At 43.9% G+C, this 15,326-nt stretch carries 13 protein-coding genes; 12 read left to right on the top strand and 1 reads right to left on the bottom strand.

The genetic code is table 11. The features are described 5' to 3' along the window. The first annotated feature begins 12 nt into the window (after positions 1-12). Together KQI91_RS06510 and KQI91_RS06505 are read left to right on the top strand one after the other, a co-directional pair. Positions 13-1,029, top strand: a complete 1,017-nt coding sequence (locus KQI91_RS06510; protein WP_216392046.1) for a FecCD family ABC transporter permease — start codon at positions 13-15, stop codon at positions 1,027-1,029. Continuing rightward, positions 1,029-2,129, top strand: a complete 1,101-nt coding sequence (locus KQI91_RS06505) for an ABC transporter ATP-binding protein (protein ID WP_216392045.1) — start codon at positions 1,029-1,031, stop codon at positions 2,127-2,129. The genes KQI91_RS06510 and KQI91_RS06505 overlap by 1 nt, the downstream gene beginning before the upstream one ends. A gap of 37 nt (positions 2,130-2,166) precedes the next feature. On the opposite strand, the gene KQI91_RS06500 is transcribed toward KQI91_RS06505, so the two are convergent. Further along, positions 2,167-2,790, bottom strand: coding sequence for a TetR/AcrR family transcriptional regulator (locus KQI91_RS06500; protein ID WP_216392044.1), 624 nt, complete (start codon positions 2,788-2,790; stop codon positions 2,167-2,169). 227 nt (positions 2,791-3,017) lie between these two features. Here KQI91_RS06500 and KQI91_RS06495 point away from each other — a divergent pair, with 227 nt between their 5' ends. From KQI91_RS06495 to spoIIIAC, 10 genes are all read left to right on the top strand, one after another. Beyond that, positions 3,018-5,090, top strand: coding sequence for an efflux RND transporter permease subunit (locus tag KQI91_RS06495; protein WP_216392090.1), 2,073 nt, complete (start codon positions 3,018-3,020; stop codon positions 5,088-5,090). A 53-nt stretch (positions 5,091-5,143) separates the two neighbouring features. Continuing rightward, positions 5,144-8,047 (top strand): hypothetical protein, encoded by a 2,904-nt coding sequence (locus tag KQI91_RS06490; protein ID WP_216392043.1) that lies wholly within the window; start codon positions 5,144-5,146, stop codon positions 8,045-8,047. A gap of 89 nt (positions 8,048-8,136) precedes the next feature. Then, positions 8,137-9,327 carry an FtsW/RodA/SpoVE family cell cycle protein gene (locus KQI91_RS06485; protein WP_216392042.1) on the top strand — a complete coding sequence of 397 codons (1,191 nt, stop codon included), beginning with the start codon at positions 8,137-8,139 and terminating at the stop codon, positions 9,325-9,327. Positions 9,328-9,421: 94 nt separating this feature from the next. Continuing rightward, positions 9,422-9,655 carry an acyl carrier protein gene (gene acpP, locus KQI91_RS06480; protein WP_305855863.1) on the top strand — a complete coding sequence of 78 codons (234 nt, stop codon included), beginning with the start codon at positions 9,422-9,424 and terminating at the stop codon, positions 9,653-9,655. A 106-nt stretch (positions 9,656-9,761) separates the two neighbouring features. Then, entirely contained in the window at positions 9,762-11,210 is a 1,449-nt protein-coding gene (gltX, locus tag KQI91_RS06475; RefSeq protein WP_216392040.1) for a glutamate--tRNA ligase, read from the top strand. Between the two features lie 12 nt (positions 11,211-11,222). Beyond that, positions 11,223-13,052, top strand: coding sequence for an ATP-dependent helicase (locus KQI91_RS06470; protein WP_216392089.1), 1,830 nt, complete (start codon positions 11,223-11,225; stop codon positions 13,050-13,052). Beyond that, positions 13,049-13,597, top strand: a complete 549-nt coding sequence (locus KQI91_RS06465; protein ID WP_216392039.1) for a 4'-phosphopantetheinyl transferase family protein — start codon at positions 13,049-13,051, stop codon at positions 13,595-13,597. Before KQI91_RS06470 ends, KQI91_RS06465 begins: the two co-directional genes overlap by 4 nt. A 64-nt stretch (positions 13,598-13,661) precedes the next feature. Continuing rightward, entirely contained in the window at positions 13,662-14,597 is a 936-nt protein-coding gene (spoIIIAA, locus tag KQI91_RS06460) for a stage III sporulation protein AA (RefSeq protein WP_216392038.1), read from the top strand. Further along, positions 14,585-15,103, top strand: coding sequence for a stage III sporulation protein AB (locus KQI91_RS06455; protein ID WP_216392037.1), 519 nt, complete (start codon positions 14,585-14,587; stop codon positions 15,101-15,103). The genes spoIIIAA and KQI91_RS06455 overlap by 13 nt, the downstream gene beginning before the upstream one ends. 21 nt (positions 15,104-15,124) lie before the next feature. Beyond that, positions 15,125-15,319, top strand: a complete 195-nt coding sequence (gene spoIIIAC, locus KQI91_RS06450; RefSeq protein ID WP_216392036.1) for a stage III sporulation protein AC — start codon at positions 15,125-15,127, stop codon at positions 15,317-15,319. The last annotated feature ends 7 nt before the right edge of the window (positions 15,320-15,326 follow it).

The following is a 15,326-nucleotide window of genomic DNA, read 5'->3' as shown; positions in this document are numbered from 1 at the left end:
GAAGGAAGTAACATGCGGAAGAAATTACATTTCAGATACTGGCTGTCTTTTGCCATTCTGATCATACTCCTTCTGGTGCTGGTATTCTGGAATATCAATTCAGGAAGCATTTCTATTTCGCTGAAGGATATTCTGCAGATTCTGCTTCAGAAAAAAGGAGACGAGACAGCTTACAATATTGTCTGGGAGATCCGGCTTCCCAGAATACTGGCAGCCGTGATTCTGGGAGGAGCACTTTCTGTGTCCGGGTTTCTTCTGCAGACTTTTTTTGGAAATCCGATCGCAGGTCCTTTTGTGCTGGGGATTTCGTCCGGCGCAAAATTGATCGTTGCGCTGACAATGATCTATCTGCTGGGAAAATCCATGGTGGCAACATCTGCCGTGATGATTCTTGCCGCATTTGCCGGATCACTGATCTCAATGGGATTTGTCCTGTTGATTTCACGAAAAGTAAAACAGATGTCGATGCTGGTCGTAAGTGGTATTATGATTGGTTATATCTGCTCTGCAGTAACTGATTTCGTTGTTACTTTTGCAGACGACTCCAATATTGTCAATCTTCATAACTGGTCGCTCGGAAGTTTTTCAGGGACAAGCTGGGAGAATGTTTCTGTGATGGCAGTAGTGGTATTTGTCTCACTTTTCATTACTTTTCTGATGTCAAAGCCGATCAGCGCGTATCAGTTAGGAGAAGGATATGCACAGAATATGGGAGTGAATATCAAGGCTTTTCGTGTTGCCCTGATTCTGCTTTCCAGTATTCTGTCGGCCTGTGTGACTGCATTTGCCGGTCCGATATCTTTTGTAGGAATTGCGGTACCGCATCTGGTAAAAAGTCTGATGAAGACTTCAAAACCGATCCTGATAATTCCGGGATGTTTCCTGGGAGGGGCTGTGTTCTGTCTGTTCTGTGACCTGATTGCCAGAACTGCATTTGCACCTACGGAGTTGAGCATCAGTTCTGTGACAGCAGTATTTGGCGCTCCGGTTGTGATTTACATTATGATTCGAAGAAAGAGGATGGCATAATGGGAGAATATTTTGTTCATTCTGAGCAGATGACGGTAGGATATGACGGAAAACCACTGATCCGGGATATTGAGATCAGGCTGAACCGTGGAGAGATCCTGACGTTGATCGGGCCAAATGGAGCAGGAAAGTCTACAATTCTCAAAAGCCTGACCAGACAGCTGAAACTGGTCGGAGGTACGGTGTACCTGGACCAGAAACTGATGAGTCAGATGTCTGGCAGAGAGGTTGCAAAGAAACTGGCGGTTGTGACGACGGAGAGAATACGTCCGGAACTGATGACGTGCGAAGATATCGTGGCGACAGGAAGGTATCCGTATACCGGAGCTTTGGGAATCCTTTCAGAAGAAGACTGGAAAAAAGTACATAAAGCAATGGAAATGGTCCATGCACTGGATTTTAAAGACAGAGATTTTACTGCAATCAGTGATGGACAGAGACAGAGGATCCTTCTGGCAAGAGCAATCTGTCAGGAACCGGAGATCATTGTGCTGGACGAGCCGACTTCTTTTCTTGATATCCGTCACAAACTGGAACTTCTTTCTATATTAAAAAAGATGGTACTGGAACATCATACTGCTGTGCTGATGTCTTTGCATGAACTGGATCTGGCACAGAAAATATCGGATTCCGTAATCTGTGTGCATGGTGACCGAATTGAAAAATATGGAACACCGGAAGAAATCTTTACTTCTGAGTATATACATCATCTTTATGGAATTACAACAGGAAGCTATAATGCAGCGTTTGGATGCCTGGAAATGGGAGCACCGGCGGGAGAGCCGAAGGTGTTTGTTATTGGCGGAAACGGACAGGGAATTCCTGTATACCGGAAACTGCAACGAGCCGGAATTCCTTTTGTGGCCGGTGTGATTCACAGAAATGACGTGGACTATGAAGTGGCAAGAGCACTGGCGGCAGAAGTGGTCACGGAGGAACCGTTTGAGGTGATAACAGAAGAAAATATAACAAAAGCAAAAATACTTATGGATACCTGTGCAGAAGTTGTTTGCTGTGTGGATAAATTTGGTACCATGAATGAAGGAAATCGCCGGCTGGTGGAAAAAGCGCAGAGAGATGGAAAATTAAAGAAACAGTAAAAAACAGAGCTGACCCAAAGAAAGGTACAGCTCTGTTTTAGTCTGGACAGGCAGCAGATGTGCTTTTTTTATAACTGGAAAGAATTCCATCAATAGACCTGTGAAGATAAGGCATGTATTCTTCAAGGGGAACCGGCTGTTGATAGAGGATGCAGTTGTAACATGTAGAACTGGCAAGCTCTATGACAGAAAAGAGCATCAGATCAGGATGCTCATATGCCTGATGGTCTTCGCTGATCAGCTGCAGGTACTTATCATAAAAATTGACATCTCTGTCGGGCATCTGTTCTTCAAGAGCTGCCTGAAAAACGTTCCAGGAGAGATTTTTGGAAACAAAGATCAGAAGCTGGGAATCGTTTCGGAGGGAATCCAGAATATGATCTATCATAAAATGAAGCTGTGCCGGAAATCCGATGATCTGGTTCTGACGTACGGCCTGATAGGCAGTATAAAAAAGGTCTTTTGTTTTATGTGAGGCGAGTTTGTTTCTTATATCATATTTATCTTTAAAATACAGATAAAAAGTACCTTTTGCTACCCCTGCTTTTTCAACAATATCGGAGATGGTGGTTTTGTTTGTGCCCTTTGTTGTAAAAAGTTCAAAAGCAGTATTGTACAAAGCATCTTCTTTTTTCTTTTTATTTAATTCCAGTTTGCCCATTCAAAAACCTCCTCCGCATAGGGTTGTCGCCATTTATTATAATCAAAACTGACCGAAAGTCAATATTCTGAATCGGTATATGAGCAAATGCATATAGAAAGTGTTGATTTTTGGACACATTGGCAAAAACGTATATTGACTAATGGTCAGTTTTGGTATATAACACTTAATGAGTAAAAAGTGACTAACAGTCATAAATGAGAAAGAAAGTCAATAAGGAGGATATGATGATTAAGGTTGGAAAATGGATCGCGAAGCACAAAGTGCTGATTGTTATTATCAGTATGATTTTGCTGATCCCGTCATTCCTGGGAATGGCAGCGACAAGAGTCAACTATGATATCTTGAGTTACCTGCCGGATTCTCTGGAGACCGTAGAAGGTCAGGACATCATGGTGGATGAATTTGGAATGGGTGCTTTCTCCATGGTAGTCATAGAAGATATGGACCTGAAAGATGTGGCAGCGTTAAAAGAAAAATTTCAGGATGTAGAACACGTAAAGGATGTGCTGTGGTATGACAGCGTAGCCGATCTGAGTATTCCGGTCAGCATGATTCCGGACAAATTTAAAGATGCATTCTTTAATGGGGATGCTACGATGATGATCGCTTTGTTTGACAATACGACTTCATCTGACGCAGCAATGGAAGCAGTTACAGACATGCGTGCGATTGCAAATGAACAGTGTTTTATCAGTGGTATGTCCGGTGTCGTAACAGATATCAAAAACATTGCACTGGAAGAGATGCCGATCTACGTTGTGATTGCAGCCTGCCTCTCTTTACTGGTATTGCTTCTGGCAATGGATTCACTGGTTATTCCGGTATTGTTCCTGCTTAGTGTAGGGCTTGCAGTAGTATACAATCTGGGAAGTAATATTTTTCTCGGTCAGGTATGCTACATTACAAAGTCACTGACAGCAGTTCTTCAGCTTGGTGTAACAATGGATTATTCCATTTTCCTTCTGAACTCTTTCGAAGCATATAAGAAAAAGTACGATGACAAAGAACGCGCGATGGCACATGCGATTGGAGATACATTCAAATCTGTAGCGGGAAGTTCCGTTACAACGATTGCCGGTTTCCTTGCACTGTGTGTTATGACTTTTGCCCTTGGACGTGATATGGGTATCGTTATGGCAAAAGGTGTAGTCATTGGTGTAATCTGTTGTGTCACAGTACTTCCGGCAATGATCCTTGTATTTGACGGGGCGATTGAAAAGACAAAACATAAAGCTCTGCTTCCGAATATGGATAAGGCTTCAGGATTTATTACAAAGCACTATAAAGTATGGCTGCTTGTTTTTCTGATCCTTCTGTATCCGGCAGTCTATGGAAATAATCATACACAGATTTATTACAACATCGACAAATCTCTTCCGGCAACTCTGGACAGTAACGTATCCAATGAGAAACTGAAAGAAGATTTTGATATGAGTACCGTACACATGATACTTCTGAAAAACGGACTGGACAGCAAACAGAAAACACAGATGCTGGATCAGATCGATGAAGTGGATGGAGTGAAATGGTCACTGGGTATGAATTCTCTGATCGGACCGACCTTCCCGGAATCCATGATCCCTTCCAATATCAGAGAGATGCTGGAATCCGATAATTATGAAGTACAGTTTGTATGCTCAGAATATTCATCTGCAACAGATGAGTGTAATGCACAGCTGGCTGCGATTCAGGATATCGTCAAGAAATACAGTCCGGAATCCATGGTCATCGGTGAGGCACCATTGATGAAGGATCTTCAGGATACTACAGATGTCGATCTGCAAAGAGTAAATATTATTTCCATGGCAGCGATCTTTGTGATCATTCTGTTTGTGTTTAAATCCATCTCACTGCCGTTCATTCTTCTGGCCGTCATTGAGTTTGCGATTTTTGTTAATATGGCAATCCCATATTATCAGGGAGTTACCCTTCCATTTGTGGCAAGTATCGTTATCGGTGCGATCCAGCTTGGAGCAACGGTAGATTATGCGATCCTGATGACAAGTAACTATCAGAAACAGCGTCATCTCGGTAAGACAAAAAAAGAATCTATTTCCATTGCACATAAATTCTCTATGAAGTCTATTATTGTAAGTGGATGCAGTTTCTTTGCAGCAACCTTTGGTGTAGCACTTTATTCACAGGTAGATATGATCGGTTCGATCTGTACACTGCTTGCCAGAGGTGCCGTGATCAGTACAGTTGTCGTACTTCTCGTGCTGCCGGCGATGTTTATGGTATTTGATCCGATCATCGTTCATACATCAAAAGGCTTTCTGCCGGATAAGAAAAATTGAAACCAACATATAAATATAAATCAAGCCAAAGGCTGGAAAAGGAGTCGTAAAACATGAACAGAAACAGAAAAAAAGCAGTGGCAGCTTCTGTGGCAGTAGGAATGACCATGGTAATGGGAGTCAGCCCGGTTCTGGCAGCAAATACAGACATTTCAAAAGAAGAGACTGTATATGTAAATGCTGCAGCAGATGGTACACCGGAAGAGATCACAGTTTCTGACTGGCTGAAAAATTCAGCATCTGCAGGAAATCTGAGTGATGTCTCTGATCTGAAAGACATCAAGAATGTCAAAGGCGATGAGACTTTCGAACAGGATGGAGATAAGCTGACCTGGAATACAGAAGATAAAGATATCTATTATCAGGGAACTACAACAAAAGAACTTCCTGTTTCCATGGAGATTAAGTATTATCTGAATGGCGCACAGATCAATCCGGATGACCTGGGAGGAAAGAGCGGTCATCTCAAGATTGAAGTTAATTACAAAAACAATACAAAGAACAAAACAAAAGTCGGAAAGAAAAATACAGAGATGTATTCTCCGTTTGTCATGGTAACAGCAATGATTCTTCCTACTGACAACTTCACAAATGTTACCATAGACAATGGAAAAGTTCTTTCTGATGGTCAGAGAAATATCGCAATCGGTATTGGTCTGCCGGGACTGGCTGACAGCCTGGATCTCAAGAGTGTGGATAAGGATATCGATCTGGATATTCCTGAGAGCTTTACGATGGAGGCTGATGTCACAGATTTCAGTATGAGTTCTACCTTTACTTTTGCACTGACCGATATGTTGGATTCTCTGGATCTGGATGATATAGACGGACTGGATGATCTGAAGGATTCCATGGATGAACTGACAGATGCGGCAACACAGCTGGTAGATGGAAGTAAGGAGCTGTCTGACGGAGCTTCTACACTGGATGAAAAATATCAGGAATTTGATTCCGGAATCAGTACACTGACAAGTGGAATCAGCAGCTTGAACAGCGGAGCTGCTTCCCTTAAGAGTGGTATTGCTTCCTATACATCCGGAGCAGATTCTCTTGCATCTGGTGTCAATCAGTATGCCTCCGGTGTCGGTACACTGACAAAGTCACTTGGTGAATACAATACCGGTGTCAACAAAGTGGCGAAAGGTGTACAGGATTATATAAAGGGAAGCAACAATCTGACTACCGGTGTTAAGGCATATGTTGCAGGTGTTTCTACTCTGAAATCCGGGCTGGAAACTTATGTGGACGGTGTAGGACAGATCGGAGATGGCATTGATGAAGAAGCTGATGGTCTGAATCAGCTCAAGAGTTCAGTAGATACGATCGTGACTGCGATCAAAGCAAAACTTCCGGAACTGCAGAGTTCACTTACCAGTATTGTTCAGTTTGCAGAAAGTGCAAAAGAATATGCAGCAGGAACTGGACAGTTTGCTGACGGTGTGATCAACTATGTGGGAAAAGTCGGAGATGTAAAAACTGCTGCAGATCAGCTTAATGCACTGGTCAATCCATCTGATGGAAGTAATACACCAACGGAAGGAACCGAACAGATTGAAAATGGTCTGGAGACCGCACAGGCAGCAGCGGAATCTGTAGAAGCCGTATCAGGTTCTTCAGCAGCGGCACAGCTGGAATCAGCAGCAAGTGCAGTTAATGCAGCAGCAGGAACGGGAGATGCACTGCAGGGAGATGCCGGAACAATTTCAGCAGGTCTGGACAGTGCAAGCTCTGCAATCGATATTCTGTATGGAATTGATACTTCCTCTATGGATGAAGCAACAGCAGCTGCAGTCAACAGCGCAGTACAGAGTGCGATCGGAGCTATCTCCGGTGGCGTGGCGACCGCACAGGGCGGTGTAGCCAGCCTGGAAGCACATGCAGATCAGGTTTCCGGACTGTATGATCAGGCAGCACAGGTACAGGCGGCAGCTGATGAAGTCAGTGCGCAGGGAGATCAGGCGGCAGCAGTCAGCAATGCGGCAGCACAGCTTCAGGAAGGACTCTCTCAGATTGAGAATGGTCTTGCAGTACTGAATGACGAAAATGATCAGAATGCAGATGCAGCAACACAGGTACAGGCAGCAATCAAACAGCTTACGGCAGGTATTGATGATGCACTTACACAGCTCACAGAGAGTGAAGATGTGCAGACTATGGTGGCAACTGCAAATGTACTTAAGAATAAAGGAACAGCAGAAGGAACAACTGCAGAGGATATGTCTCTTACGCAGGGAGCGGATGCTGTGGAAGCAGGAATCCAGGAACTGCAGAAAACAATGCAGACCTATCTTGGAGAAAAAATGGATGGTGAAGCACTGGATACACTGACTGATGGAGTGGATGCTCTGGTATCAGGTATTGAACAGCTCCAGGCAGGTATGGACCAGCTTGATTCAGGCTCAGACAGTCTGCTTTCAGGTGCTTCCGAGCTCACAAGCAAAAATTCAACGATCACCAGTGGAGCAAACACTCTGGAAAGCAGTGGAAAGACGCTTACCAGCGGAGCAAAACAGCTTACCAGTGCAAGTAAACAGCTTACCAGTGGTACTTCTCAGATCACCAGTGCAACCAGTCAGCTTACCAGTGGAGCAAATAAACTGTCTGCAAACAGTGGAACACTCAACAGTGGAGCGAGCCAGCTTGCATCTGGTACCCAGCAGCTTGTAAGTGGTTCAGCGACTCTTGGCAGCGGAAGCAAGCAGGTGAAAAAAGGAATCAAAGATCTGTCAGAAGGCGCAAAGAAACTTTCAGATGGAACAAAAGAATTTGATGAAGAGGGAATCCAGAAACTTTCTGATATCGTAGAGGATGATCTTCAGGATATCCTGGATCGCCTGGATGCACTTCGTTCTGATGATAATGCTTATGATTCCTTTACAGGAAAAACTGATAATATGGATGGAAATGTCAAATTTGTCATTGAGACAGCAGCCATCGATAATGACAGTGATAAATAATAATGGACTGTTTAAACAGGGAAACGGATTATTTGCCGTTTCCCTGTTTTTTCTTGCGGATGAGAAAGGAGTCTGCTATACTGTACACTATGAGCAGAGAAAAAAAGACAGTAAAAAAAACAGCAAAAAAATCTAATAGAAAAAAGCACACAGATTACTATGATTACAGCCTGGTTGCTGTCATTATCCTGCTGACCTGTTTTGGTCTGGTCATGCTTTACAGTACCAGTTCCTATATGGCAGAGGTGAATTACGGCGATGATATGTATTATTTTAAGAAGCAGGCGGCTATCAGTCTGGTATGTATCATAGCAGCTCTCGGAATTTCGCGGATCGATTACCATATTCTTACACGATTTGTAGGGGTTCTGTATGGGATGGCAGCAATTCTGATGATGCTGGTTAAGACACCGCTTGGACGAACTGCCAATGGTGCACGCCGCTGGCTGAATCTGGGACCGCTTTCTTTTCAGCCATCAGAGATTGCAAAGATCGCTGTCATTGTGTGCCTGTCATATATGGCGGTTCATATGGGCAAAAAGATAAATACGCTGAAGGGACTTATGATGATGGGAGGCAGTGGAACCGCACTGGCATTTCTGGCATATGCATTTACAGAAAACCTCAGTACGGCAATCATCATTTTCTGTATCACTGTAGGAATCTTTTTTATTGCACACCCGAAAACAAAGCCGTTTCTGATCGCAGCAGCGGTTGTGATCGTGCTGGCGGTAATCTTTGTTCTGACCTTGAATGCTTCCATGGATACAAGTTCCAGTTTCCGTCTGAGACGTATTCTGGTATGGCTGCATCCGGAGGATTATGCATCCGGAGACGGATATCAGACGATTCAGGCATTGTATGCGATTGGTTCAGGTGGCTTTCTGGGGCGTGGACTTGGTAACAGCATCCAGAAGCTTGGAAGTGTGCCGGAGGCTCAGAACGATATGATTTTTTCTATTGTATGCGAGGAACTGGGAATACTCGGTGGGGTAATCGTTCTGTTGTTGTTTGCATATCTTCTGTACAGGCTGTTCTTTATTGCACAGAATGCACCGGATATGTTTGGCTCTCTGATGGTAAGCGGCATATTTATACATATTGCATTACAGGTGATCTTTAATATCGCCGTTGTGGTAAATCTGATGCCGAATACGGGTGTCACCTTGCCGTTTATCAGCTATGGTGGTACGTCAATCCTGTTCCTGATGGCGGAGATGGGACTGGCTTTGAGTGTGTCCCGGCAGATTAAATTCAAGGAGCCGGAAAGGCTTCTCTAAAATGGGCAAAATCTATTGACAAATAGGTTTCCAGAATATATACTTTGCACATCAAAGTAGAGTAAAAGTGTTACTTGATAAAGGAGAAATGGCAATGTTAGAAGAAATGAGAAAAATGATCGCAGAACAGTTAAACTGCGAAGAAAGCGAAATTACAACAGACACTTCTTTTAAAGATGATCTTGGAGCAGATTCACTGGATCTTTTTGAACTGGTAATGGCTCTGGAAGATGAGTACAATATTGAAATCCCTGCAGAAGAGCTGACAGAGCTGGCAACAGTGGGAGATGTGATCGAGTATCTTAGAGGCAGAGGTATTGAAGCATAGTAGCTGATGGACAGGTACTATTTGCGAGGCATAATTTAGCAGAAAACATTCCCTGAGGCAGCAATGTCTCAGGGGTTTTACATTTTTGAAAGGCAGGAAAGAGAACATGACAAAGATCAGAACAAGATTTGCACCGAGTCCGACAGGAAGAATGCATGTAGGAAATCTTCGTACAGCACTCTATGCATATCTTATCGCAAAACATGAGGACGGAGATTTTATTCTTAGAATTGAAGATACCGACCAGGAACGTTATGTAGAAGGGGCTGTAGACATCATCTATCGTACGATGGCGGGTACAGGCCTTATTCATGACGAAGGTCCGGACAAAGACAAAGGATTTGGACCGTATGTACAGAGCGAGAGACAGGCATCCGGACTGTATCTGAAATATGCACAGCAGCTGATTGAACAGGGAGATGCATACTATTGCTTCTGTGGAGCCGAAGAGCTGGAATCCATGAAGCGTGTAGTGGCAGGAAAAGAGATTTCCATTTATGATAAGAGATGTCTGCATCTGTCAAAAGAAGAAGTACAGAGACGTCTTGATGCAGGGGAGCCGCACGTAATCCGTTTTAATATGCCGACAGAAGGAACTACTACATTCCATGATGTGATCTATGGTGATATCACTGTCAATAATGAGGAGATGGAAGACCTGATCCTGATCAAATCTGACGGATATCCGACTTATAACTTTGCAAATGTAATAGATGACCATCTTATGGGAATCACACATGTAGTCAGAGGAAATGAATATCTTTCTTCAGCACCAAAATATAATCGTATCTATGAAGCATTCGGATGGGAGATTCCGGTGTATGTGCACTGTCCGCTGATCACAAATGAAGAACATCAGAAACTGTCCAAACGTTCTGGGCATTCTTCTTATGAGGATCTTCTGGATCAGGGCTTTGTTACAGAAGCAATCGTAAACTTTGTAGCATTGCTTGGATGGAGCCCGCAGGACAACTGTGAGATCTTTTCTCTTCCGGAACTGGTAAAGGCATTTGATTATCACCATATCAGCAAATCACCGGCAGTCTTTGATATTACCAAACTTCGCTGGATGAATGGAGAATATATCAAAAAAATGGATCCGGAAGAATTTTATGAGAGAGCACTTCCATATATGAAGAAGGTTCTTAAAAAAGATTATAACTTCCGCAAGATCGCAGGTATGGTGCAGACAAGAATCGAAACATTCCCGGACATTCCGGCACTGATTGATTTCTTTGAAGAAGTTCCGGAATATGATTCTGCAATGTACTGTCATAAAAAGATGAAAACAAACGAAGAGACTTCTCTTGCAGTACTGAAGGAAGTACTTCCGGTACTGGAGGCACAGGAAGATTATACCAATGATCCACTGTTTGCATCTTTAAGTGCATTTGTCAAAGAAAAAGGATATAAAAATGGTTATGTTATGTGGCCGCTCCGTACAGCTGTATCCGGCAAACAGATGACACCGGCTGGTGCAACTGAGATCATGGAGATCATTGGCAAAGAAGAAACACTGAAACGTGTAAAGGCTGCAATCGAAAAACTCAGCTGAGAGTAATCAATGATAAAAAGAAATCCATCTCAACAAAGGGCAATCGCCCACCTGTCAGGTCCAATGATGGTCCTGGCAGGCCCCGGTTCGGGGAAAACTTCCGTTATAGTAGAGAGAACTGCATATATGACAGAAGAGGGAGGAATCTCGCCTTCCAATATTCTGGTGGTGACATTTTCGAGAGCGGCGGCAAAAGAAATGAAGGAACGTTTCCTGAGTTTTACGGAGCAGTCGTATACACCGGTCACATTTGGGACTTTTCACGGAGTGTTTTATGGAATATTAAAACAGGCATATGGCTTCACTGCGGCAAATATTCTTTCGGAAGAAGAAAAGACGGGGATCCTTCAGGAACTGGCATTGAATTTTGGCGGTGAACTGGCAGAAGAAGGAGATTTTTCAGAAGAAATTGCCAAAGAGATCAGTGTAGTCAAAGGTAATCGGATCTCACTGGAACATTATTATTCTTCCTGCTGTCCGGATGAGGTATTCCGTCAGATCTATCAGGGATATCGTGAAGCATGTCGGAACAGGCGCAAGCTGGATTTTGATGACATGCTGTTGTATTGCTATGAATTGTTTGAACAACGCAAAGACATTCTGGCAGCCTGGCAGAATAAATTTCAATATATTCTGGTGGATGAGTTTCAGGATATCAATCAGCTTCAGTATGAGATTGTACGTATGCTGGCAAAACCACAGGATAATCTCTTTATTGTGGGAGATGATGATCAGTCAATCTATCATTTTCGGGGAGCAAGACCGGAGATCATGTTGAATTTTAACAGAGATTATCCGGAAGCTGAGACAGTAACGCTGAATGTAAACTATCGCTGCAGTGGCAGGATCCTTTCGTCGGCGATGCAGGTGATAGGGCAGAATCAGAATCGTTTCTTTAAAAGACTGTCTACGCCGAATGAGTCGGGAGAAGCGGTCCGGATCAGGGAATTCCAGAATCCGCGCGAGGAATATCTGACAGTCGTGTCAGAACTTAGAGACCGACTGGAGAGGGGCGAATGTCTGGAAGACACGGCGATACTTCTGAGAACAAATCAGGAAGCAGAAGGCCTTGTGGGGGCATTGATGGAGAGACAGGTTCCCTTTAACATGAAAGAGAAGCTTCCAAATCTGTTTCATCATTGGATCTGTCGAAACCTGTTGGCATATATGCGATTTGCAGCAGGTGACAGAAGCAGGAAAAATTTTCTGGAATTTATGAATCGTCCCAACAGATACATTGGCAGGGATGCAGTGACAATATCAGCGGAAATATCTTTTGAGCAGCTGAAGGATTTTTATAAAGAAAAAGACTGGATGTGTGACCGGCTCACAACATTGGAGACACATCTTCGGATACTGAAGGGACTGGCACCATATGCAGCGATAAATTTTATCCGTAAGGGAATGGGATACGAAGAATACTTGCATGAATATGCAGAGTATCGTAAAATAAAGCCAGAAGAGTTAAGCGAGATTCTGGACAGGCTGACAGAGAGCACCAGAGGGATGAACAGTCTCGAAGAATGGGAAAACTACATACAGGACTATACAGAAAGACTGGACGAGCAGGCTCGAAAGGCAGAACAGGAGCGGGAGGGTGTTCTGATTTCCACGCTTCATGGTGTAAAAGGGCTGGAATATGATAAGGTATATATCCTCAATGTAAATGAGGGGAGCATGCCCTACAGAAAAGCTGTACTGGAACCTGCGATCGAAGAAGAACGAAGGCTGTTCTATGTTGGAATGACCCGTGCCAGAAAACGGCTGACTTTGTGTTACGTGAGACAGCAATATGAAAAGAAACGAGATCCGTCCCGGTTCTTAAAGGAGGCTGGAGTATGAATGCAGTTATTTATTTTACAGAGATCCCACAGCAGTATGAGCACAAAAATATGGAACATATGATAGGGGAAAAGCTTTTGGCGGCAGGGCTGTACAGAGAGTATGGACTGAAACTGTCTTTTGAGCCAAGAGCAACAGGAGAACATGGCAAGCCGTTTCTCACCCTTCAGCCAAAAATTCATTACAATATCACGCATTCCGGGAAATATGTGATGTGTATCATTGCAGGACAGGAAGTCGGAATTGATGTGCAGATTCACAAAAAGGTCAATTATGAGCGAATGCTGGAGCGGATGGTTCCGGCAGAGATGATCAGAGAAATCCTGGACAGTGATGAGCCGGAAAAAGCCTTTTTTGCACAATGGGTATTACGTGAGGCTTATATCAAATGGACAGGGGAAGGTCTGTCCAGAGATCTTCGGACGATTTCGATGGATGACGGATCTTATATTATGCTGGAACTCGGAGAAGAGTACAGCGGAGCGGTGTGGGCGCGCAAACCGATGGAATTGCGTTGGGAACATATGGAAGTTCAACTCCCGTAGCGAAAGCTGCGGGAGTTTTTTTCGTACTAAATTCGGTAACGGCACATATATTAATGTAAAAGAGGTGAGGACGATCAGAGCAGGACAGATTCCGAATTTATTTGCCGGGAATATCCGGAAACTTCTGGAGGAAGAATGCCCGGATTATGAAAAACTGTATGAGATCAGACTTCGGACAGGCAGACCAGTATTTCTGCATTCACAAGAGGGGGAACATTGTCTTCGAAACAGAAACGGACTTCCTTATCTTGCCACAAAACAGGACCTCAAAGAGACACTGGAATATATCAGTGGATATTCGCTGTATGCCTATGAGGATGAACTGAGACAGGGATATCTGAGTGTACAGGGAGGGCATCGAATAGGAGTAACGGGAAAAGTTGTTCTGGATGGAACACGAATCAGGGGAATGAGATACATTTCCGGAATCAATGTACGGCTTGCGCATCAGATAAAGGGATGTGCCGATAATGTGATGCCTTTTATCTGCGAAAAAAAGCAGATCTGTCATACATTGCTGATCGCACCTCCGGGATGTGGAAAGACAACATTACTTCGTGATATGATCCGGCAGATCAGTAATGGGACAGCATATATGCATGGAATGACGGTTGGAGTGGTAGATGAACGAAGTGAGCTGGCAGGCTGCTATCAGGGAGTGCCGCAAAATGATCTGGGAATGCGTACAGATGTGCTGGATGCCTGTCCAAAGGCGGAAGGGATGCAGATGCTGCTACGATCCATGTCACCGGATGTGGTGGCAGTAGATGAGCTGGGAAAAAAAGAAGATTTCTGTGCAGTAGAGTCGGTCATTCATTGTGGGTGCAAACTGCTGGCAACTGCACATGGAAATTCACTGGAAGATATCCTGTGTCAGCCTTTTTTCAGAGAGTTAAAAGAAATGAAGGTTTTTGAGCGCTATATCGTTCTGGGAAAAAAAGGACATGCCGGGAGTATAGAAAAAATTTATGACGGGAAGGGGAAAACATGCGGAAACTGATCGGCGCGGCAATGATTATTCTGGCATCCGTTGGAATCGGATATTCAAAAAGCCGGGAGCTTACCCTGAGGGAGAAGAATCTTGAGGAATTCTTACAGGCGGTATTGTATCTGAAGGGAGAAATCCGTTGCGGAAACAGTGGACTGTCGGATGCATTCCGGAATACGGCTGCACGATGCGGGGAAAATTATGCGGATTTTTTCAGGGGAGCAGCAGACTGTATGGATACAAATACAGAGGAAAGCCTGCATTTGATTGTTGAAAAGTGTGCGGAGCAGTATCTGCCAAAACTCAGCCTGGAAGAAGGGGAGAAAAACAGGATTCGTATGTTGGGAAAGCGACTGGGATATCTGGACCGGGAGATGCAGCTTCGGCAGCTTGAACTGTATGAGGAAGATTTTCAGCATTTTCTGGAGACGCTGCGAAAGGACAAGGCAGAAAAAAAGAAGCTGTATCGTAGTCTGGGAACTATGGGAGGCATTATGCTGGCCGTGTTATTCTGGTAAGATCCGGGGAAAGGAGTGGAAATGGAAGTTACCATTATCTTTAAGATCGCGGCAGTGGGGATTCTGGTTTCCATTCTTTCACAGGTACTGAAACACAGTGGGAGAGAAGAACAGGCTTTTATGGTAAGTCTGGCAGGATTGCTGATCGTGTTGTTTTGGATCGTTCCGTATATTTATGAATTGTTTCAGAGTATCCAGAAACTGTTTGTAGTCTGAAACGGGA

It is taken from the genome of Blautia sp. MSJ-19 (genome assembly GCF_018918125.1).
Lineage (GTDB): Bacteria > Bacillota > Clostridia > Lachnospirales > Lachnospiraceae > Blautia_A.
Note: the sequence above shows the minus strand (reverse complement) of the source record. Positions and strands in the feature narration are given on the sequence as shown.

Excerpts from the sequence above, each read along its gene's own strand:
- KQI91_RS06495 (WP_216392090.1), top strand. The coding sequence starts at position 3,018 with ATGATTAAGGTTGGAAAATGGATCGCGAAGCACAAAGTGCTGATTGTT.
- KQI91_RS06490 (WP_216392043.1), top strand. The coding sequence starts at position 5,144 with ATGAACAGAAACAGAAAAAAAGCAGTGGCAGCTTCTGTGGCAGTAGGA.
- KQI91_RS06485 (WP_216392042.1), top strand. The coding sequence starts at position 8,137 with ATGAGCAGAGAAAAAAAGACAGTAAAAAAAACAGCAAAAAAATCTAAT.
- KQI91_RS06455 (WP_216392037.1), top strand. The coding sequence starts at position 14,585 with ATGCGGAAACTGATCGGCGCGGCAATGATTATTCTGGCATCCGTTGGA.
- spoIIIAC (WP_216392036.1), top strand. The coding sequence starts at position 15,125 with ATGGAAGTTACCATTATCTTTAAGATCGCGGCAGTGGGGATTCTGGTT.
- gltX (WP_216392040.1), top strand. The coding sequence starts at position 9,762 with ATGACAAAGATCAGAACAAGATTTGCACCGAGTCCGACAGGAAGAATG.
- acpP (WP_305855863.1), top strand. The coding sequence starts at position 9,422 with ATGTTAGAAGAAATGAGAAAAATGATCGCAGAACAGTTAAACTGCGAA.
- KQI91_RS06505 (WP_216392045.1), top strand. The coding sequence starts at position 1,029 with ATGGGAGAATATTTTGTTCATTCTGAGCAGATGACGGTAGGATATGAC.
- KQI91_RS06510 (WP_216392046.1), top strand. The coding sequence starts at position 13 with ATGCGGAAGAAATTACATTTCAGATACTGGCTGTCTTTTGCCATTCTG.
- KQI91_RS06500 (WP_216392044.1), bottom strand. The coding sequence starts at position 2,790 with ATGGGCAAACTGGAATTAAATAAAAAGAAAAAAGAAGATGCTTTGTAC.
- KQI91_RS06465 (WP_216392039.1), top strand. The coding sequence starts at position 13,049 with ATGAATGCAGTTATTTATTTTACAGAGATCCCACAGCAGTATGAGCAC.